15 protein-coding genes and 1 riboswitch are annotated in these 20855 nt (G+C 72.6%); of the genes, 6 read left to right on the top strand and 9 right to left on the bottom strand.

All coding sequences use genetic code 11. From position 1 onward, the window contains the following. Positions 1-80 precede the first annotated feature (80 nt). Entirely contained in the window at positions 81-1106 is a 1026-nt protein-coding gene (locus N8J89_RS31450) for a helix-turn-helix domain-containing protein (protein WP_283660619.1), read from the top strand. A gap of 128 nt (positions 1107-1234) precedes the next feature. Here N8J89_RS31450 and cobN read toward each other — a convergent pair whose 3' ends face one another. Next, positions 1235-4840: a cobaltochelatase subunit CobN gene (gene cobN / locus N8J89_RS31455; protein WP_283660620.1), complete on the bottom strand. Its 3606-nt coding sequence runs from the start codon at positions 4838-4840 to the stop codon at positions 1235-1237. Positions 4841-4875: 35 nt separating this feature from the next. Then, positions 4876-5007: riboswitch (cobalamin riboswitch) on the bottom strand. Positions 5008-5013: 6 nt separating this feature from the next. On the opposite strand from cobN, the gene N8J89_RS31460 reads away from it, so the two are divergent. Genes N8J89_RS31460 through N8J89_RS31470 form a run of 3 tightly spaced genes read left to right on the top strand, consistent with a single transcriptional unit; the run spans position 5014 to position 8281 of the window. Continuing rightward, entirely contained in the window at positions 5014-6159 is a 1146-nt protein-coding gene (locus tag N8J89_RS31460) for a ferredoxin-like domain-containing protein (protein ID WP_283660621.1), read from the top strand. Next, the gene (locus N8J89_RS31465) at positions 6159-6785 is read left to right on the top strand and encodes a precorrin-8X methylmutase (protein WP_283660622.1); all 627 of its coding nucleotides are present in this window, start codon (positions 6159-6161) and stop codon (positions 6783-6785) included. Before N8J89_RS31460 ends, N8J89_RS31465 begins: the two co-directional genes overlap by 1 nt. Continuing rightward, positions 6782-8281 (top strand): precorrin-2 C(20)-methyltransferase, encoded by a 1500-nt coding sequence (locus N8J89_RS31470; protein ID WP_283660623.1) that lies wholly within the window; start codon positions 6782-6784, stop codon positions 8279-8281. The genes N8J89_RS31465 and N8J89_RS31470 overlap by 4 nt, the downstream gene beginning before the upstream one ends. Here N8J89_RS31470 and N8J89_RS31475 read toward each other — a convergent pair. From N8J89_RS31475 to N8J89_RS31485, 3 genes are all read right to left on the bottom strand, one after another. Then, complete coding sequence (locus N8J89_RS31475) at positions 8256-9026, bottom strand: cobalt-precorrin-6A reductase (protein ID WP_283660624.1); 771 nt, start codon at positions 9024-9026, stop codon at positions 8256-8258. The genes N8J89_RS31470 and N8J89_RS31475 overlap by 26 nt on opposite strands. A gap of 99 nt (positions 9027-9125) precedes the next feature. Beyond that, positions 9126-11507: a glycosyl hydrolase family 95 catalytic domain-containing protein gene (locus N8J89_RS31480; RefSeq protein WP_283660625.1), complete on the bottom strand. Its 2382-nt coding sequence runs from the start codon at positions 11505-11507 to the stop codon at positions 9126-9128. A 681-nt stretch (positions 11508-12188) separates the two neighbouring features. Next, positions 12189-12446, bottom strand: coding sequence for a hypothetical protein (locus N8J89_RS31485; protein WP_283660626.1), 258 nt, complete (start codon positions 12444-12446; stop codon positions 12189-12191). 106 nt (positions 12447-12552) lie between these two features. Between N8J89_RS31485 and N8J89_RS31490 the strand changes: the two genes are divergently transcribed. Further along, positions 12553-13464, top strand: a complete 912-nt coding sequence (locus tag N8J89_RS31490; RefSeq protein ID WP_283660627.1) for a DMT family transporter — start codon at positions 12553-12555, stop codon at positions 13462-13464. Between the two features lie 6 nt (positions 13465-13470). Here the strand turns inward: N8J89_RS31490 and N8J89_RS31495 are convergent, their stop codons facing one another. The 5 genes from N8J89_RS31495 to def all read right to left on the bottom strand — a co-directional run bounded on the left by N8J89_RS31495 (position 13471) and on the right by def (position 20096). Continuing rightward, positions 13471-15084 (bottom strand): AbfB domain-containing protein, encoded by a 1614-nt coding sequence (locus tag N8J89_RS31495; protein WP_283660628.1) that lies wholly within the window; start codon positions 15082-15084, stop codon positions 13471-13473. Between the two features lie 103 nt (positions 15085-15187). After that, on the bottom strand, positions 15188-17344 hold the full coding sequence (locus N8J89_RS31500) for a SulP family inorganic anion transporter (protein ID WP_283660629.1): 2157 nt from the start codon (positions 17342-17344) through the stop codon (positions 15188-15190). 273 nt (positions 17345-17617) lie between these two features. Continuing rightward, on the bottom strand, positions 17618-18367 hold the full coding sequence (gene cobM / locus N8J89_RS31505; RefSeq protein WP_283660630.1) for a precorrin-4 C(11)-methyltransferase: 750 nt from the start codon (positions 18365-18367) through the stop codon (positions 17618-17620). Continuing rightward, positions 18364-19581 (bottom strand): precorrin-6y C5,15-methyltransferase (decarboxylating) subunit CbiE, encoded by a 1218-nt coding sequence (gene cbiE, locus N8J89_RS31510; RefSeq protein ID WP_283660631.1) that lies wholly within the window; start codon positions 19579-19581, stop codon positions 18364-18366. The genes cobM and cbiE overlap by 4 nt, the downstream gene beginning before the upstream one ends. Next, positions 19581-20096: a peptide deformylase gene (gene def, locus N8J89_RS31515; RefSeq protein ID WP_283660632.1), complete on the bottom strand. Its 516-nt coding sequence runs from the start codon at positions 20094-20096 to the stop codon at positions 19581-19583. The genes cbiE and def overlap by 1 nt, the downstream gene beginning before the upstream one ends. A 68-nt stretch (positions 20097-20164) precedes the next feature. Here def and N8J89_RS31520 point away from each other — a divergent pair, with 68 nt between their 5' ends. After that, positions 20165-20833: a peptidylprolyl isomerase gene (locus tag N8J89_RS31520; RefSeq protein ID WP_283660633.1), complete on the top strand. Its 669-nt coding sequence runs from the start codon at positions 20165-20167 to the stop codon at positions 20831-20833. Positions 20834-20855 lie beyond the last annotated feature (22 nt).

A 20855-nucleotide genomic window follows, 5' to 3' on the forward strand; every position in this document is an offset into this window, starting at 1 on the left:
CGCCGCGGGCGCGGGCCGCGCCCACCGCCAACCGCCGGTGGTCACCGGGCCTGGACCCGCCAAATGGCTACCCTGGCGGCATGGAAGGCCTGCTGCTGCGCCTGTCCGCGTTGGACGCCGACGCGGCCGGCGAGGTGCGCGTGATCGCCTTCTTCGACTCGCTGATCGCCCGCCGGGCAGGCCTGGACACCCTGCTGGCCACCACGGCCCAGCTCGTCGAGTGCCCGGTCGGCCTGGACGCCGCCGAGCGGGGACTCGCGCTGGCCGCCGATCCGCCTGGTGTGGTGCGGGCCGGGGTGTCAACGCCGAAGGGCGCGCGGGCGCGGGAGCTGCCGGACGGGTCGCGGGTGTGGCTGGCCCGGCCGGGGGCTGGGCTGCCGATGGACGAGATGGTGCTGGAGCGGTTCGCGATCGCCGCGGAGCTGGTGCTGGCCAGGGGCGGGTTGCCGGAGCTGGGTGATCCGGCGCTGGTGGAGCTGGTGCTGGCGGAGCGGGCCGGGGAGGCGGAGCGGTCGCGGGCGCTGCACCTGCTCGGACTCACGCCGGGGACGCGGGTGCGGGTGCTCGCGGTGGCGGGGGACTCGACCGGGCTGGGCGGGTGGTCGGCGGAGCTGGGGCGGCTGCGGGCGGTGCTGCTGGCCGAACCGCCGGAGCTGGGCCAGGTGCGGCCGCCCACGCGGGTCGGGGTCGGCGGTGAGGTGGCCGCGATCGAGGCGCGCCGCTCCTGGCGGCAGGCCCGGCTCGCGGTGCGGCTGGCCGGATCGCTGCCCTGGGACCCGCCGGTGTGCTGGTGGGAGCGGCTTGGCGCGCTGGCCACGGTGGCCGAGGGCTTGCGCGGCAACGACATCGGCCAGATCGAGGACGTGCGCGCGCTGGACCGGCTGTCCGAGGGCCCGCTCGGCGCGGACCTGCTGCTGATCCTGTCCGCGGTGTGCGCGCACGACTCGGTGCGCAAGGCCGCGGCCGAGGTGCACCGGCACCACAGCTCGGTCGCCGCGCGCCTGGCGCACGCGGAGAGCGAGCTGGGTTTCCCGGTGACCACGGCCGCGGGCCGCTTCCGGCTGCACCTGGCGATGGTGCTGCGCCGTTTGCGGGACAACGCTTAGCCGCACGGCCTGTACCCCACCGTCGTGTTGGCCGTTGTCGTACGGTGTGTTGGCCGTTGTGGACGGTGTGTTGGCCGAATGGGGCACTAATTCGGCCAACACTGTGTACGACAACGGCCAACACACGCTTAGGCGTCGCCCTCCAGGTCGCCTTCGGTGGCCAGGTAGGCCTCGCGGAGAGCGTCCAAAGTGGACTGTTCGGGGCTTTCCCACAGCTTCCGCTCCGCGGCTTCCAGCAGGCGCTCGGCGATGCCGTGCAGGGCCCACGGGTTGGCCTCGGTGAGGAACTTGTGGTTCTCCTCGTCCAGCACGTAGCTCTCGGCCAGCTTCTCGTACATCCAGTCCGCGACGACGCCGGTGGTGGCGTCGTAGCCGAACAGGTAGTCCACGGTGGCGGCCATCTCGAAGGCGCCCTTGTAGCCGTGGCGGCGCATCGCGGAGAGCCAGCGCGGGTTGACCACCCGCGCCCGGAACACCCGGGAGACCTCCTCGTTGAGGGTCCTGGTGCGCACCGCGTCCGGCCGGGTGCTGTCGCCGATGTAGGCGGCGGGGGCCTTGCCGGTGAGCGCGCGGACGGTGGCCACCATGCCGCCGTGGTACTGGAAGTAGTCGTCGGAGTCGGCGATGTCGTGCTCGCGGGTGTCCACGTTCTTGGCGGCCACCGCGATCCGCTTGTACGCCGACTCCATGTCCCCGCGCGCGGGCAGGCCGTCGAGCTCGCGGCCGTAGGCGTAGCCGCCCCAGACCGCGTACACCTCGGCCAGGTCGGCGTCGTCGCGCCAGTTCCGGCTGTCGATCAGCGGCAGCAGGCCCGCGCCGTACGCGCCGGGCTTGGAGCCGAAGATGCGCATGGTGGCGCGGCGCTCGTCGCCGTGCTCGGCCCGGTCGGCCTCGGCGTGCGCGCGGACGTAGTTCTGCTCGGCGGGTTCGTCGAGGGCGGCGACCAGCCGGACCGCGTCGTCCAGCAACGCGACCACGTGCGGGAAGGCGTCCCGGAAGAACCCGGAGATGCGGACCGTGACGTCGATGCGCGGGCGGCCCAGCTCGGCCAGCTCGATGACCTCAAGACCGTTGACCCGGCGGGACTGGTCGTCCCACACCGGCCGGACGCCGAGCAGGGCAAGGACTTCGGCGATGTCGTCACCGGCGGTGCGCATCGCGCTGGTGCCCCACACCGACAGCCCGACCGAGGGCGGCCACTCGCCGGTGTCCTTGCGGTAGCGGTCCAGCAGCGAGTCCGCCATCGCCTGCCCGGTTTCCCAGGCCAGCCTGCTGGGCACCGCCTTGGGGTCCACGGAGTAGAAGTTGCGGCCGGTGGGCAGCACGTTGACCAGGCCGCGCAACGGTGATCCGCTCGGCCCGGCCGGCACGTAGCCGCCGTCCAGGGCGTGCAGCAGGTTGCCGAGCTCGTCGGTGGTGCGGGAGAGCCGGGGCACCACCTCGGCGGCGGCGAACTCCAGCACCCTGGCGACGTCCTCGTTGTCCTTGTCCAGCACCGAGCGCACCACCTCGGTGGCGCTGCCCTGGGTCCAGCCACCGGCCTCCATGGCCACGACCAGCTCGCGGGCCTGGGCTTCGATCGCGTCGGTCTCGGTGCGCGAGGCCGAGCCATCTTCAACCAGGCCAAGGGCTTCCCGGATGCCGGGCAGCGCGGCGACCTGTCCGGCCCACATCTGCCGGGCCTGGATCATGGCCAGCACCAGGTTGATCCGCGCCTCACCCTCGGGCGCGGCACCCAGGATGTGCAGGCCGTCGCGGATCTGCACGTCCTTGACCTCGCACAGCCAGCCGTCGACGTGCAGCAGGAAGTCGTCGAACTCGGCGTCGTGCGGCCGGTCGGTCAGGCCCAGGTCGTGGTCGAGCTTGGCGGCCTGGATCAGGGTCCAGATCTGCGCGCGGATGGCGGGCAGCTTGGCCGGGTCCATCGCGGCGATGTTGGAGTGCTCGTCCAGGAGCTGCTCCAGGCGGGCGATGTCGCCGTAGCTGTCCGCGCGGCTCATCGGCGGCACCAGGTGGTCGACCAGGGTGGCGTGCGCGCGCCGCTTGGCCTGGGTGCCCTCGCCGGGGTCGTTGACCAGGAACGGGTAGATCAGCGGGATGTCGCCCAGTGCCGCGTCGGTGCCGCAGCTGGCGGACATGCCGACGGTCTTGCCGGGCAGCCATTCCAGGTTGCCGTGCTTGCCCACGTGCACCATGGCGTGCGCGCCGAACTCCTGCGCCAGCCAGCGGTAGGCGGCCAGGTAGTGGTGGCTGGGCGGCAGGTCGGGGTCGTGGTAGATGGCGATCGGGTTCTCCCCGAAGCCGCGCGGCGGCTGCACCATCACCACCACGTTGCCCGCGGTCAGCGCGGCCAGCACGATCTCGCCGTCGGGGTCCTGGGAGCGGTCCACGAACAGCTCGCCGGGCGCGGGACCCCAGTGGTTCTCCAGCTCGGCGCGGAAGTCCGCGGGCAGGGTGTCGTAGAACTCGCGGTACTTGGCCGCGCTGATCCGCACGGGGTTGCCGGTGAGCTGGGCCTCGGTGAGCCAGTTCTCGTCCTGGCCACCGGCGGCGATCAGCGCGTGGATCAGCTTGTCGCCGTCCTGCCCGGCCACCCCGGGCAGCGCGCCGTCACCGTCGGCGGGTCCGATGTCGTAGCCGTTGTCCCGCAACGCCGCGAGCAGCTTGACCACGCTGGCCGGGGTGTCCAGGCCGACCGCGTTGCCGATCCGGGAGTGCTTGGTCGGGTAGGCCGAGAGCATCAGCGCGATCCGCCGGTCGGCGGGCGCGATGTGCCGCAGCTGGGCGTGTTTGACCGCGATCCCGGCCACCCGCGCGGCCCGTTCGGCGTCGGCCACGTACACGGTGAGGCCGTCCGGGTCGATCTCCTTGAAGGAGAACGGCACCGTGATGATCCGGCCGTCGAACTCCGGGATGGCCACCTGGGTCGCGGTGTCCAAAGGGGACAGTCCGTCGTCGTTGGACTCCCAGCTCTCCCGGCTGGAGGTCAGGCAGAGACCTTGCAGGATGGGCACGTCGAGCGCGGCCAGCGCGCCCACGTCCCAGGCGTCCTCCTCACCACCGGCGGAGGCCGCGGCGGGTTTGGTGCCACCGGCGGCGAGCACGGTGACCACCAGCGCGTCGGCCTTGCCCAGCTCGGCCAGCAGCTCGGGCTCGGCGGTGCGCAGCGAGGAGCAGAACACCGGCAGCGCCTGGCCGCCCGCGTCCTCGATGGCGCCGGCCAGCGCTTCGACGAAGGCGGTGTTCCCGGCCACGTGGTGCGCCCGGTAGTACAGCACCGCGACCACCGGCCCGGTGCTGGTGCGCGCGGTGCGCTCCAGCACGCCCCAGGTCGGGGTGGGCTGCGGCGGGGCGAAGCCGAGGCCGGTGAGCAGCACGGTGTCGGAGAGGAAGTTGTGCAGCTCGGCCAGGTTGCCCGCGCCGCCGTGCGCCAGGTAGGCGTGCGCCTCGGCGCAGACCCCGCCGGGCACCGTGGACAGCTCCATCAGCTGGGCGTCCGGGGCCTGTTCGCCGCCGAGCACCACCACCGGGCGAGGCCCGGCGAGCAGCCAGTCCAGGCCTTCTTCCCACATCCGGCGGCCGCCGAGGATGCGCACCACGACCAGGTCCACGCCCTCCACCAGGGCGGGCAGGTCGTCCACGAGCAGCCGCGCCGGGTTGCCCAGCCGGTAGTCGGCGTCGCTCGCGCGCGCCGAGAGCAGGTCGGTGTCAGAGGTCGACAGCAGCAGGATCACGCTGGTCTCCACATCCCTCGGGGTCCGCGCCCCACATCGGTCGGGACGGTGAGCGGAGTGTCTGGCTCCCAGGCGGGCCTGGTGACAGTGGCGGGACCGCGCCGGACTCGCACCGGCTTCCTCCGTGGTTCACCGTTCGGAGAGGACCCTACCCGCCGCGTAGCATCCGGCGCGTGCCCTCTTCGCCACATCGCTCGCGCCCGGACGCCTGTCCCGGCGCCATCGAGGTGCACCCGGCCGCGGACGGCGGCCTGGCCAGGGTGCGGATCCCGGGCGGCACACTGACCGCCGACCGGCTGGCGGTGCTGCGCCAGGCCGCGATCGAGCTGGGCGACGGCTCCCTTGAGCTGACCTCCCGGGCGAACGTGCAGATCAGAGGCCTGGCACCCGGTTCGGAGCCGGAGCTGGGCGAGCGACTGGCCGAGGCCGGTCTGCTGCCCACGCTGACCCATGAGCGGATGCGCAACATCATCGCCTCCCCGCTGGCCGACACCCAGGGCCTGGCCGACGCGATCGACGCGGCGCTGTGCGCGGTGCCGGAGCTGGCCGAGCTGCCGGGCCGGTTCCTGGTCACGGTGGACGAGGGCGGCGATGTGAGCGGGCTGGGCGCGGACATCGGGCTGCACCGGGTGGGCGCGGAGTGGGCGTTGTTGCTGGCCGGGGCCGACTCGGGGCTGCGGCCGGGCGATCCGGTGGCGGCGGTGACCAGGGCCGCGGTGGAGTTCCTGACGCTGCGGGCCGAGCGGGGCGGGGCGGCCTGGCGGCTGGCGGAGATCGAGGGCGGTGTCACGGAGATCACGCGCCGGTTGGCGGCGGGAACCGCGAGCCACATCGCGCCCCTGAGCAGCCCCGCCCCCGCCGATCGCGTCCAGCCCGCGCGTTCCCAGCCCCTCCCCCCTGGTCCGCTGCCCGACGGTCGGCTCGTGGTCGGCGTGCCCCTGGGCCGCCTGAACCCAGCCCAGTCCGCGGCCCTGCTCGCCGCCGAGCACCTCCGCCTCACCCCCTGGCGCAGCGTGCTGCTCCCGCACTCGATCCCCCTGGGCCACGGCCTGATCACCGACCCGGACTCACCCTGGCACGGTGCCACCGCCTGCACCGGCCGCCCCGGCTGCGCCAAGGCCCTGGCCGACGTGCGCGCCGACGCCCCCCGCCTGCTCGGCGGCGCGGGCCGGTCGGTGCACTTCTCCGGCTGCGAACGCCGGTGCGGCCGCCCGCGCGGCGCGATCGACGTGCTGGCCACGGCGGACGGCTACCTGGTCGACGGACAACGGCACGAGGACACGGCCGCGGCGATCGACGCGGCCCGGAGGAAGCAGTAGTGACCGACTACATCAAGGACGGCGCGGAGATCTACCGCCGGTCCTTCGCCACCATCCGCGCCGAGGCAGGCCTGACCGGTCTGCCCCCGGACGTGGCGCGGGTGGCGGTGCGGATGATCCACGCCTGCGGGATGGTCGACCTGGTCGAGGACCTCGGCTACTCCCCCGGCGTGGTCGCCTCGGCGCGCACCGCGCTCGATGCCGGAGCGCCGATCCTGTGTGATGCCACCATGGTCGCGGCCGGGGTGACCCGGCGACGGCTGCCCGCGGACAACGAGGTGGTGTGCCTGCTCGGTGATCCCCGGGTGCCGGAACTGGCCAAGGACATGGGCAACACGCGCAGTGTGGCGGCCCTGGAGTTGTTGCGGGACAAGCTCGGCGGGGCGGTGGTGGCCATCGGCAACGCGCCGACCGCGCTGTTCCACCTGCTGGAGATGATCGCCGGTGGCGCGCCGAAACCCGCTGCGGTGCTGGGGATTCCGGTGGGGTTCATCGGCGCGGCCGAGTCGAAGGAGGCCCTGGCCGCCAACGAGCTGGGGCTGGAGTACCTGGTGGTGCGGGGCAGGCGGGGCGGCAGCGCGATGACCGCCGCCGCGATCAACGCGATTGCGAGTGACGAAGAGTGAGTGAGCTGGGACGGCTGTACGGCGTCGGGCTGGGCCCCGGCGACCCGGAACTGGTGACGGTCAAGGCGGCGCGGCTGATCGGCGCGGCGGACGTGGTGGTGTTCCACAGCGCGCGGCACGGCCGCAGCATCGCCCGCTCGATCGCCGAGCCCTACCTGCGCCCTGGTCAGATCGAGGAGCAGCTGGTCTACCCGGTGACCACCGAGGACACCGAGGACTACCAGGGCGAGATCGACGCCTTCTACGAGCAGAGCGCGGAGCGCCTGGCCGCGCACCTGTCCGCGGGCCGGGACGTGGTGGTGCTCGCGGCCGGGGACCCGTTCTTCTACGGCTCCTACATGCACATGCACAAGCGGCTGGCGCACCGGTTCCCGACCGAGGTGGTGCCGGGGGTGACCTCGGTGAGCGGGGCCGCCGCGGTGCTCGGGCGACCGCTGGTGGAGCGGGACGAGGTGCTCACCGTGCTGCCCGGCACGCTGCCGCAGGAGGAGCTGGCCGAGTGGCTGGCCACCACCGACTCGGCCGCGATCATGAAGCTGGGCCGTACTTTCGGCGTGGTGCGCGAGGCGCTGCACGCGGCAGGGCGACTGGAGGACGCCTGGTACGTGGAGCGGGCGACCACCGGGCGGCAGCGGGTGGCCCCACTGTCCGAAGTGGACCCCGAAGGCGTGCCGTACTTCTCGCTGGCGCTGCTGCCCAGCCAGGCGCACCAGACCATCGAGGCCGCCCCGGCGACGACGACCAGCGGTACCGGCGAGGTGGTCGTGGTCGGCCTCGGTCCCGCCGGGCGCGAGTGGCTCACCCCGCAGGCGCAGGACGCGCTGGCCACCGCCGACGAGCTGATCGGTTACGGCCCCTACCTGGACCGGGTCCCGCCGAACCCGCGTCAGCGGCGGCATCCCTCGGACAACCGTGTGGAGGCCGAGCGGGCCGCGTTCGCGCTGGACCTGGCCAAGAACGGGGCCCGGGTCGCGGTGGTCTCCTCCGGCGATCCCGGGGTGTTCGCGATGGCCAGCGCGGTGCTGGAGGTGGCCGGTGAGGAGCAGTTCACCGGGGTGCCGGTGCGGGTGCTGCCGGGCCTGACCGCGGCGCACGCGGTGGCCAGCCGGGTGGGCGCGCCGCTGGGCCACGACTACTGCGTGCTGTCGCTGTCGGACCGGCTCAAGCCGTGGGAGGTCATCGAGCGGCGGCTGGCCGCGGCGGCCGCGGCCGACCTGGTGATCGCGATCTACAACCCGGCCTCGCGCAGCCGCACCTGGCAGGTCGAGTCGGCCCGGGAAACCCTGCTGGCGCACCGGTCCCCGGACACGCCGGTGGTGATCGGCCGGGACGTCGGCGGCCCGGAGGAGTCGGTGCGGGTGGTCCGCCTCGCCGATCTCGATCCGTCCACTGTGGACATGCGCTGCCTGTTGCTGGTCGGCTCCTCCACCACCCGGTTCCGCACCGGCCCCGACGGTGAGCCGGTGGTGTTCACCCCGCGCCGCTACCCCGCCTGACCCACTCGACGGCCGCGGCCACGGTGCCTGCCGTGGTCGCGGCCGGCAGCGGCGGCCGGCGCACCAGGACCACCGGCAGGCCGAGCCGACGGGCCGCGGTGAGCTTGGCCGCGGTCTGCTCGCCACCGCTGTCCTTGCTGACCACCACGTCGATCCGGTTGGCGCGCAGCAGCTCCAGCTCACCGTCCACTGTGTACGGTCCCCGGTCCAGCAGGATGGTCACGTTCGACGCGTGATGCTCCGGCGGGTCGACCGAGCGGCTGAGGAACCACAGGTCCGGGTTGGCGAAGGCGGGCAGGTCGCGGCGGCCGGTGGTGAGCAGCACCCGGCGGCCCAGCGCGGGCAGTGCCTCGGCGGCCTCGGCGATCGAGGACACCCAGTGCCAGCGGTCCCCCGGCTGCTCGGTCCAACCGGGCCTGCGCAGCACCAGCAGCGGCAGCCCGAGCTCGGCGGTCGCGGCCGCGGCGTTGCCGGTCATGGTCGCGGCGAACGGATGCGTGGCATCCACCACCAGGTCAACCCGGTTGTCCCGCAACCACTCCCGCAACCCGGCCACCCCGCCGAACCCGCCGATCCGCACCTCCCCGACGGGCAGCACCGGCTCCCGCACCCGCCCGGCCAGCGAGGACACCACCCGCAGCCCCGGCACCTCCGCCAGCTCCGCGGCCAGCCGCCGAGCCTCCCCCGTCCCCCCCAACACCAGCACAGTCCTCGTCACCCCCCCATCCTCCCCCGAAAAACCCATCGTGTTGGCCGTTGTGGTACGGGGTGTTGGCCGTTGTGGACGGCACGGCCGCCGACAACGGCCAACACCCCGTACGAGATCGGCCAACACGACGCGGGGTCAGGGGCGGATGGTGACGGATTCTCCTGGACGCAGGGTGATCACGCGCTTCCAGGAGCCCGCGCGCACCTCGGTGCTGGTGCCGCCGACGCTGCGCAGCACCGCGGTGGTGACCTTGCCGTCCCGCCAGCTCAGGTCGACCTCGAAGCCGCCCTTGACGCCGGCACCGGTGACCCGGCCCCGTTTCGCCCACGCGCCGGGCAGCGCGGGCAGCAGTTCGACCACGCCCGGCCGGGAGTACAGGATCATCTCCAGCATCGCGGCCGGCGCGCCGAAGTTGGCGTCGATCTGGAAGATGGCCCGGTCGTTGTTCCGGTACATGTCGAAGAAGTTGGCCGAGGTGCCGTTCTCGTTGGCGATGGACGGGCGCATCACGGTGAGCAGCAGCTGGTAGGCGCGGTCGGCGTCGCGGAGCCTGGCCCAGCAGGCGGACCGCCAGGCGCAGGCCCAGCCGAAGCTCTCCATGCCGCGCACGTCCAGCAGCTTGCGAATGCCCTCGATGGTGGCCTTCGGCGTGTCGTCGTGGTTCATGTGGTCGCCGGGGAAGAACCCGATCAGCGGGGACAGGTGCCGGTGGGTGCGCTCGCCGATGTCGTCCGGGTGCATCCACTCCTGCAGCATGCCGGTCTTCGGACTGACCTCCGGCAGGTACAACCGCGACTGGAGGTCCTTGACCCGCGCCGCGAACTCCTTGTCCCGCTCCAGTTCCGCCGCCGCGACCTGGAGCTCACGGAACAGCTCCCAGACGATCTCCTGGGCGTAGCTGATGCCGAGCGCGTCCTGCGGCCCGTGCTCCGGCGACCAGTCCTTGTCGTCGACCAGCACCTCCCGGGTGCTGCCGTCGGGGTAGGTGTGCGTGATGGTGACCAGCCGCGCGGCCCAGAACTCGGCCGCGCCCTTGAGCAGCGGGTAGATCCGTTCCAGGTACTGGGCGTCCAGGGTGAACTCGTAGTGCTCCCACAGCGACTGGCACAGCCAGGCGTTGCCCGCGGGGTGCCACCACCAGCCGAGGCCACCGTTGGTGTTGGTGGAGAAGGCCACCGTCCACCCGGCGATCTTGCCGGAGGAGTTGCGGAACCGGTTGCGCGGATCGTTGAACAGACGCTGGGTCTGCCGCGACCACTCGGGCAGTTGAGCGAGGCAGTAGTCGGCGAGAGCGGTGAAGCAGCGGCCGAGACCGGCGCGGTCGGTCAGCCAGTAGTTCATCTGGATGTTGATGTCGGTGTGGTAGTCGGCGTACCAGTCCGGCGAGTTGTTGTGCAGCCACAACCCCTGGAGGTTGATCGGCAGGCTGTTCCGGGACCCGGTGATCATCAGGTACCGCCCGAACTGGAGGTAGCTGGCCTCCAGCTCCGGGTCCGGCTGCCCGGGATTGGTGTGCCGCACCGCGAGCCGGGACCAGGAGTCCAGGTTCCGCTGGGCGCGGCTGGACTCACCGAGGTCCACGGTCATCCGCCGGTACAGCGACTGGTAGTCGGCCACGTGCGTGTGCAGCAACGCACTCCCCGCCACCTCCGCCTTGGCCAGCGCCCGCTCCCGCGCCACCACCAGCGGATCAACCGAGCTGTTCCGGAACCCCTTGGCCGCGTTCGCGAGGTAGTCGGTCCCGCCAGAGACGATGACCAGCACCTCCCGGCACTCCTTGAAAACGAGCGCGTTGCCGGTCACCGCGACCGTCCCGGTCTCGCTGAACGCGGTGACCACCGCGGCATAGCGCAGCCCGTTGTCGAACCGCGAGCTCAACGAGATCGTGCGACTGCCGGGCTCGCCCACCACCGTCTCGGCGCGGGTGGCCTCCAACCGGATCCGTCCACTGTGGACACCACCACCGCGCTGGGTCAGCCGCACCACCACCACGTCGTCCGGATGGCTGGAGTAGGTCTCCCGCCGGTACTGCGCGCCCCGGTAGCGGTAGGAGCTGGTGATCAGCCCGTTGCTCAGGTCCAGCCGCCGCCGGTAGTCGGTCACGGCGGCCTTGGTGTGCCCGGTGGCCTCGACCCGCACCTTGGCCAGCAGCCCGAACGATCCGAAGTCGTTGGGCCCGTACGGGAACTGCCCGTCGTCCTGGAGAACGTCGTTGCGGTGCCCGGTCCACAAGGTGGCATCGGTCAGGTAGAGCACGTCATCAGCCGGATCAGACCCGACCAATGCCCCCAGCCGCCCGTTGCCGATCGGCAGGCCCTGCTGGATGATCCGGCTCTCCTCGGCAGGCGCCGGGTACCAGAGACTGGTCGCCTCCCCTTCCGGCACCAGACTGACGTTCTCGGGCCGAGCCACCTCCTCGGCCTGGGCGATGAACGGCCGGACCCCGCTCAACATCATCCCGGCGCCCACGGCGCCCGTGATGCGCAGGAAGTCCCGGCGCGACGGCGAGTCGGACATGGTCGAGTCCCTTCGATGGCTGTGGCGGAAGGTCCACTCGAGGCTCGATGTGGTGCGGCGCAGGAAAGATACGATCTCTGCCCAGGTGCGTCAACGGCCCGTGGTCGTCGACCGGTCGGAGCAACCGGCGGATCAGCGTGTGGAGCAGCGGGTTTTCGCTGACAGGATCGGACAGGTCTGTTCGGAATAGATCGGCGCGTTACCCCCATAGCTCCGATGACTTCAAGACGACCGGTCATATTCGGCAGGCGCCGCAGACCCGGCCACGGGGAAGCTCGACCTTCTCCGGCGCGGTCGCTCGCCCGCAAGACGACCGGTCACATTGGACAGTGCACCAGGCGAGCCAGAACAGATGGGCTCGGCTCGGCTCGAGGCCGGGCCGGGCCGGGCCGGGTCGGATCGGCTCGGGGCCGGTTCGGATCGGCTCGGCTCGGGCCCGGGTCGGATCGGGTCGCGGCGGATGGGCTCGCGTCGGGTCGGCGAGTTTGGGACGGACCAAGCCAGGTCTGGCCAGGCCACCCCAACCCCTTGAGACGACCGGTCATATTCACCGCCAGGCGCCAGCTCAATGAATATGACCGGTCGTCTCAAGGGTCAAGCGAATATGACCGGTCGTCTTGAGTAGGAACAGCGCGAAAAGGGGCCCCGGCGAAGAGGGAAGCTTCCGCGGGCAGACCAACGTTATGACGGCGGCCGCGCAGTCGATGTGATGCGGTCAGCGAGCCAGCCGACAACGTACGGGGCCGCCATCAGGTTGAACTCGGTGTTCCAGCCGCCGATCCAGAGCAACTCACGCTCGTCGCCAGTAGCGACCGCCCCCAAGCATGCGCTCGCGGCGAGCAGCCACTCCAGGTCGATGACCACACCGGCGCAGCCCTCGCCGCCGACCTCGATCTTGGCGGTGAAGCCGTAGCGCCCCTGGCTGACCGGGGCTGCCACCGGCCAGCCTGGGCGGGCAGCGCGGTGGCCGGCACCGCGACGGAGGGGCAACTCCGCGATTCCTACCAATTCGCCTCACCCGATCCCGCCGGTGAGGATGACTGTCGTGCCCCATCGTCTCCCACTGGCCCCGCTGCTGGCGTTGATCGTCGCCGTGCTCGCGGTGTCCACCTCCGGCCCGCTGATCGCCTTCGCCGCCGCGCCCGCGCTGGCCATCGCGTTCTGGCGCAACACGATCGCGGTCGGCTTGCTCACCCCGTTCGCCGCGCTCCGCCGCGGCCCCGAGCTGCGTTCGGCGGTCAGCGGCGAGAAACGCGGCCAGGGCGGGTACAGCGTGCTGGCCGGGGCGATGCTGGCGCTGCACTTCGGCACCTGGATGTCCAGCGCGCAGCTGACCACGGTGGCCACCTCGATCGCGCTGGGCTGCACCCAGCCGGTGTGGGCCGGGCTGATCGCGGTGGGACAGGGCAAACGGCTGCCGCTGACCACCTGGCTGGGCATCGGGCTCGCGGTGGCCGGGGCGGCCTGGACCACCGGCGCGGACTTCCAGGTCTCCGGCGCCGCGCTGTGGGGGGATGTGCTCGCGGTGCTCGGCGGGATGGCCGCGGCCGGGTACGTGGCGCTCGGCGAGCACGCGCGGACCAGCCTGAGCACCACGACCTACACCACGATCTGCTACGCCACCTGCGCGCTGGTGCTGCTGGTGGTGTGCCTGAGCGCGGGCATCCCGCTGGCCGGGTTCCCGGACTCCACCTGGCTGGCCATCCTGGCCATCGCGCTGGGCGCGCAGCTGCTCGGGCACTCGATGTTCAACTACGCGCTGCACGCGGTCTCGGCCACCACGATCAGCCTGGTCACCCTGCTGGAGGTGCCCGGCGCGGCGCTGCTGGCCTGGTTGTGGCTCGGGCAGGTGCCCAGGGCGGCCGCCCTGCCGGGGATGGCGTTGCTGCTGGCCGGGGTGGCGGTGGTGGTGCTGGCCGGGACCCGGCGACCCGCGGCGGCGCGGGTCGCCGGGTAGCGGCGGTCAGGGCTTGAGCGGCGGTGCGACCACCCAGCTGCTGTCCGGCTCGAAGAAGTTCGGGTTCTCATACCACTGGGCGCCGCCCTTGTAGGCGCTCCACACCTCGCCGCGGATGTGCCGCAGGTAGTTGTCCGGGAAGTTCAGCGCGGCGAAGGAGACCCCGGTGCCGCTGAGGCCGTCCCTGGCGCACCAGGTGGCGTCGGCGTCGAACTGGCCGCCGCCGACGCGGTCGTCCAGCCGGACCCGGCCGTACTGGTGGCGCAGGTACGCGCCGGGGATGTTGGACGCCTCGAAGGAGTAGCAGTCGGCGTTGGCCAGGCCGGGCACCAGGCGGAAGGTGGCGTCGGCCTTGTCCAGGTCCGGGTTGTTCGCGGTGATCAGGTTCAGCCAGCCCTCGCCGCGGCCGTGCCGCAGGTAGTGGTCGGGCAGGCCCTCGTTGGTGGCCTTGAGCGAACCGCGCTGCGGCAGGTCGTGCCGGGCCTTGCCCTTGGCGGTCAGCCGCCACAGCTGGTAGGCGTAGGGCTGGTTGGTGCGCAGCACCGGCTTGGTCGACTCGACCAGTTCGGGCACGGTCAGCGGCTTCTTGTGCTGCTGGTTGACCAGCTGCACGGTGCCGCCCTTGCCGGGCAGCAGGGCCCAGCCCTGGGCCGGGTTGTTCGCGTCGCAGGCCTGCGGGGCCAGCGAGTTGCCGTCGATGCCCAGGCACTGGCGGCTGTGCAGGTTGCGCAGCCGCTTGTGCTCACCGGCGCCGAGCAGCTCGAACTCCTGCGCGGAGCGGCCGGAGCCGCAGGTGGCGGTGGTGTCGCCGGACAGGCAGCCGCCGGTGATGTTGTTGGTCAGCTCGACGATGCCGCTGTCTGCCACGGCCGGGTTGGCCCGGCTCGCCGCGACGTTCTCCTTGATCCAGGCGGCGAGGTCGTCCACCCGTTCGGCGGCGGAGCTCGCGGTCTGCTCGGTCTCGCCGAGGCAGTTGCGCTGCTTGGCCGAGGTGATGATGCCGCCCAGCTCCAGTGCGCCGTCGCGCTGGCGCAGCACCGGGCCGCCCAGGTCGCCGGAGCACAGGTCGGCGCCGGTCGGGGTGGCCGCGCCGAAGGTGAGCTCCTTGCCGGTCACCGCGCCGAGTGCGAAGGCCGCGCTGTGCAGGCGGTCCTCGTCCTCGCTGGTCGCGGCGAGCGCGCCGTAGCCGGTGACGGTGAGCTGCTCGCCGGTGGTGAAGCCGGCCGCACCGGGCAGCGGGACCGGTGCGACGTCGGCGACGGGGTCGGCGAGCTTGGCCAGGACCACGTCCCGGCCGGTCTGGGTGGCGATGCTCTGCACCTCCACCACCTCGCCGGAGCCGTGCGCGAGCTTGGTGCGGCCGACCGTGACCACGGTGCGCTCGGCGGGTGCGCCGGGCCTGACCTGGCCGGGCGCGCCGAAGCAGCGGGCGGCGGTGAGCACCCACTGCTGGTCGACCAGCACCCCGGAGCAGGTCTTGGTGCCCACCCGGACGTAGGCGGTGTAGCCGTGCGCGCCATCGGTCGCGGCGGTGCCGCCGCTGATCGCGTGCGCGGGCAGTGCGGTCAGCACTCCGGTGATCACCGACGCGGCCAGTACCCCGGCCAGCGCTCTGCTCAACTCAGGACGCGCCACAGCGCAGTTCCCCCTCATCGACGAAGTCGTTGCATGACAAGGGGAAGCGCTCCCCAGCAGGCGAGCGTAGGCAGGCCGCCGGGGGCCGTCAATCCGCTGTTTGCCGCCCGGCCGCGCCGACCGGGGGCGCGGCGGCGTCGGGAGCCAGCGGCACGAACCCGCCGGTCTCCGGGTCCACAATGGACAGTTGAGCCCGGCCGATGTCGAAGAACAGCCCGATGACCTGCAACCGGCCCTCGGTGATCGCGGTCCGCACCATGGGCAGCCGGGCCAGCGCCTCGGCCTGCACCGCGACGTTGACCCTGGCCAGCCGGTCCACCTCCGCGCCGTCGCCCCGGCCTGCCGGGTGCCCGGCGCGGAAGGCGTGCAGGCTGGGCAGTCCGGCGCGCAGCCAGCGGCCGAGCGAGTCGTCCTGTTCGGCGCGACCGGAGAGCAGGCTGGTCATGCCGGCGCAGGCGGAGTGGCCGCAGACCATCAGCGTGGGCACCCGCAGCACCTCCACCGCGACGTGCACCGATGCCTCGATGCCGTCGTCCCCGGCGGGCACCAGGTTGCCCACGTTGCGCACGGTGAACAGGTCGCCGGGCCCGCTCGAGGTGATCATGTTGGGCACGATCCGGGAGTCCGCGCAGGTCAGGAACAGCCCGTGCGGGCGCTGCAACAGCGCGAGTTGCTCGAACACCGGGCGCAGCAGCGGGGCGGAGTGCCGGTGGTACTCGGCCACGCCGGTGACCAGCGGGGAGGCCGCGCGCTGGCTGGGCACCTCGGCCTGCCAGTCCGACCAGGGCGCGAACCAGCGCGGCAGCACCGGTCTCCGGCCGCCGCCGACCTCCTCGACGGTGACCGCGCCGCCGCGGTCCTCGTGCTGGTACTGCCAGGAGGACAGGTGCTCGTAGGCGGCGTGGTCCAGGTAGTCCGCGCGCAGCTCGATGTCCACAGTGGACTCATCGGGCACCTGGGCGAGCACCCTGGACAGCCGGGGCAGGGACAGGAAGCTCAGCGTCCCGGCCACCGTCACCCGCCAGTGCCCCGGCGCGGTCTCGGTGGCCCGCACCCTGACCCAGACCACCCGGCGCAGCACCAGCACCACCGAGATGGCCAGCCCGATCAGCACGCCCCGCAACAGGTCCAGGAACACCACGCCGGCCACGGTGGCCAGGTAGGCGGCGGCCTCCCCGTGCCGCCAGGCCGCCCGGACATCCCGCAACCGCACCAGTTGCAGCCCGATGAAGACCAGCAGCCCGGCCAGCGCGGCCATCGGCACCCGCTCGATCGTGCCTGCCAGCAGCAGGGTGAACAGCAGCACCCAGACGCTGTGCAGGATGGCCGATGCCCTGGTGCGGGCCCCGGCGGCGACGTTGGTGGAGGCGCGCACGATCACCCCGGTCACCGGCAGCCCGCCGAGCAGGCCGGAGGCGGTGTTGGCCACGCCCTGCCCGACCAGCTCGCGGTCCAGGTTGCTGCGGGTGCCGCCGAGCTTGTCCACCGCCACCGCGGAGAGCAGGCTTTCCACGCTGGCGATGACCGCCAGGGTGAGCACGGCCAGGACCACCGCGCCCCACTGTCCGCCGGGCAGTTTCGGCAGGTGCAGCGAGGCCAGCACGGACTCCGGCAGGTCCACCCGGACCAGCTGCAACCCGGCGGTCTCGGCCAGCACGGTCGCGCCGACCACCGCGACCAGCGGCCCCGGCACCTTGCGCACCGCCGTGGGCAGGAATCCCCACAGCAGCAGCACACCCAGCACCAGCAGGCCGATCAGCGCGGCCGGTCCGTGGATGTCGATCAGCTGGCCGGGCAGTTCGAGCAGGTTGGTCAGCGCGCTGGTGCCCGGCTGCCCGCCGAGCAGCACGTGCAGCTGGCCGAGCACGATGACCACGCCGATCCCGGCCAGCATCCCGTGCACCACCGCGGGCGAGATGGCCAGTGCCGCCCTGGCCACCCGGCTCAGCCCGAGCACGAGCTGCACCAGCCCGGCCGCCACGGTGATCGCGCAGGTGACCGCCCAGCCGAACTGGTCGACGAACCCGGCCACCACCACGGTCAGCCCGGCGGCGGGTCCGCTGACCAGCAGCGGCGAGCCGCCGAAGGCCGCGGCCAGGATGCCGCCCACCACCGCGGCCACCAGTCCGGCCACGATCGGCGCGCCGGAGGCCACCGCGATGCCCAGCGACAACGGCACCGCGACCAGGAAGACCACCAGCGAGGCGGCCAGGTCGTGCCGAAGGTCCTGTCGCAACCAGCGCATGTGGTTCCCCCTTTCCTACCAACACTATGGACCAATTGTCCGATTGGTCGGAACAGGGCGTGCGGACCTTACTACGCAGGGCAACAACGAGCAGTCCAGCTTCACTCGATGGACGAGTGGCAGCCGGGAACTCTGGCTGGGCCAGCCGGTTCGTGGGCGTGCGTGATCCGGTGGCGCGGGCGGGCGGGGGTGGCGGCGGGCGCAGGAGTTCACCCGCATCGGTGATCCCGGGCGGGGTGGCGGCCGGGTGGAGGCGACGGCCGGGGTGGCCGGTCAGTCGGTGCTGCGGCAGCGGTCCGTGGAGTACAGGTGGCTGTCCGGGAAGGAGGCCGCGGTCAGCACCTCGCCGACCACGATCACCGCGGTCCGCTTGACCCCGGCCGCGTGCACCGCCGCGGCGATGTCCCGCAGCGTGCCGCGCAGCACCAGCTCATCGGCCCTGCTGGCCCGCGCCACCACCGCGACCGGGCAGTCCGGCCCGTAGTTCGGCAGCAGTTCGGCCACCACCTCGTCGATCCGCTGCACGGCCAGGTGCAGCACCATCGTCGCCCGGCTCTGCCCCAGCGTGGCCAGGTCCTCCCCCGGCGGCATCGGGGTGGCACGCGCGGAGGTGCGGGTGAGCACCACGGTCTGGCCGACGCCCGGCACGGTCAGCTCCCGGCGCAGCGCGGCCGCGGCCGCGGCGAAGGCGGGCACGCCGGGGACCACGTCGTAGGGCACCCCGGCGGCGTCCAGGCGGCGCATCTGCTCGGCCATCGCGCTGTACACCGAGGGGTCGCCGGAGTGCAGCCGGGCCACGTCGGAACCGTTGGCGTGCGCGGAGACCAGCTCCTCGGTGATCTGGTCCAGGTCCAGGTTCGCGGTGTCCACCAGCCGCGCACCGGCCGGGCACCAGGCCAGGAGTTCTCGCGGCACAAGGGATCCGGCGTACAGGCAGACCGGCGACCCGGCGATCAGCCGCTGGCCGCGCAGGGTGATCAGGTCGGCCGCGCCCGGCCCGGCCCCGATGAAGTGGACGGTCACCGCTCCTCCTTCGTCGCCACCCAGGTGGTCACCGGCAGCATCGGTCGCATCGCGGTGAACCCGCCGACCGGCGCGGCCCGGCTGATCGCCATCCGCAGCAGGTCCCCGCCCAGTCGCGCATACCACTGCGCCACCAGGGACTCCGACTCCACGGTCACCGCGTTGACCACCAGCCGTCCGCCGGGCAGCAGGCTCTGCCAGCACTTCTCGATCACGCCGGGCCCGGTCGCGCCACCGCCGACGAACACCGCCGAGGGCGCTTCCAGACCGTCCAGAGCGGACGGCGCCTCACCTAAGACGACCTCGATCCCCGGCACGCCAAGGGCATAGGCGTTGCGGGTGATCCGCTCCGCGCGCTCCGGCTCGCGTTCCACCGCGACCGCCCGGCAGCTGGGATGGGTGCGCGACCACTCGATGGCCACGCTGCCCGCCCCCGCGCCGACGTCCCACAGCAGCTGGCCGGGCACCGGGGCCAGCCGGGACAGGGTGAGCGCGCGCACCTCGCGCTTGGTCAGCTGGCCGTCGTGGTCGAAGGCGGAGTCGGGCAGGCCGGGCACGGTGGGCAGCAGCGGGGTGCCGGGATCGGCCACGCAGTCCACCGCGATCACGTTCAGCGCGGCGGTGCGCGGCAGCGACCACTCGCCCGCGGTGCCGCTGACCAGTCGTTCGTCCTTGCCGCCCAGGCGTTCCAGCACGGTCAGCCTGCTCGGCCCGTAGCCGCGCACGGTGAGCAGCGCGGCCACCTCGGCCGGGGTGCCGCCGCCCGCGCTGAGCACCAGCACCCGCCGTCCCGGCTGCACGAACGGGTGCAGCAGCTCCACCGGCCGGCCGACCGCGCTGACCACGTCCACCGCCTCCATCGGCCAGCCCAGCCGGGCGCAGGCCAGCGATATCGAGGATGCGTGTGGCAGCACCCGCAGCCGCTGCGGGCCGAGCAGCCTGGCCAGGGTGGAGCCGACGCCGAAGAACATCGGGTCCCCGCTGGCCAGCACGCAGATCCGCCGGCCGCGGTGGCGTTCCAGCAGGCCGGGCAGGGCGGGCAGCATGGGTGAGGGCCAGGCCACGCGTTCGGCGGTGACCTTGTCGGGCACCAGGTCGAGTTGGCGGGAGCTGCCCAGCAGCACCTGCGCGGCGCGCACTTCCAGCTGGGCGGGCTGGGCGAGGCCGGGCCAGCCGTCCGCGCCGATGCCCACCACGGTGACGGGCTCGGTCATCAGCGCAGTCCGGCCTCGGTCAGGATCTCCTTGCGCTGCTTGGCCGGCAGCCGGTCCACGTAGAGCAGGCCGTCCAGGTGGTCGACCTCGTGCTGGAGGCAGCGGGCGGCGATCCCGTTGGTGCGCACGGTGACCGGGTTGCCCTCGGCGTCGAAGCCGTTGACCTCGGCGTGCTCGGAGCGGGCCAGCTCGGCGTGCTGGCCGGGCACGGACAGGCAGCCCTCGTTGAACAGGGTCAGCTCGCGCGGCGCGGGCGGCAGCGTGAGCACCGGGTTGACCAGGGTGGCGACCACCGGGTTGCCGTCGGCGTCGGGGCAGTCCATGACGAAGACGCGGGCGTCCACGCCGATCTGGTTGGCGGCCAGGCCGACCCCTTCGGCGGCGTACATGGAGGCGAACATGTCCGCGACCAGGGCGCGCAGGTCGTCATCGAAGCTGGTCACCGGGGCGCAGGACCGGTGCAGCACCGGGTCTCCGTAGTACACGATCGGCCGCGCGGTTCCGGTGGAGCTCATGGTCGACATCGTAAGGTGGTCGCTTCGCCGGGTTTCTTCCGGCCCGGGGCCGGGCTAGGTTGACCGGCATGAGAAAACGCTGGTCAGTTGGTGTTGTTGTGGCCGCGATGCTGGCCGCGCTGCCGGTCGGCGCGGCTCAGGCGGCGCCGGAGACCGTCTCCGGGGGCTCGGTTCGCTGCACCTTCACCCCCACCCCGGAGGACCCGGCGGCCAAGCCGGTCCGCCCGCCCCGGTCGAAGGCGAAGGCCAGGGGCACGGTCACGGTGACCATCTCCACCAACCACGGCAAGATCGTGATGGAGCTGGACCGGGCGAACGCGCCCTGCGCGGTGCACAACTTCCTCTCCCTCACCCGGCAGCGGTTCTATAACAAGACCCAGTGCTGGCGGCTGACCAACTCCACCCGCCTCGGTGTGTTGCAGTGCGGCGACATCTGGGCGGCGGAGAAGGGCGGTCCCGGCTACAAGTTCGACGACGAGGTCACCGGCAAGGAGACCTATCCGCGCGGCACGGTGGCGATGGGCAACTTCGGGCCGAACACCAACGGCAGCCAGTTCTTCATCGTGCACAGCTTCGCCAACATCAAGCCCGCCTACACCGTGCTCGGCAAGGTGACCAGGGGCATGGCGGTGCTGGACAAGATCGTGGCCGGCGGCATCATCCCCGGTCCGGGCAACCCCTTGGACGGCCTGCCCAAGCTCCCGGTGCACATCCAGCGCGTGCGCTACGGGCACTGAGCACCGGCCGCGGAACCCGTTG

Source organism: Crossiella sp. CA-258035, from assembly GCF_030064675.1.
GTDB lineage: Bacteria > Actinomycetota > Actinomycetes > Mycobacteriales > Pseudonocardiaceae > Crossiella.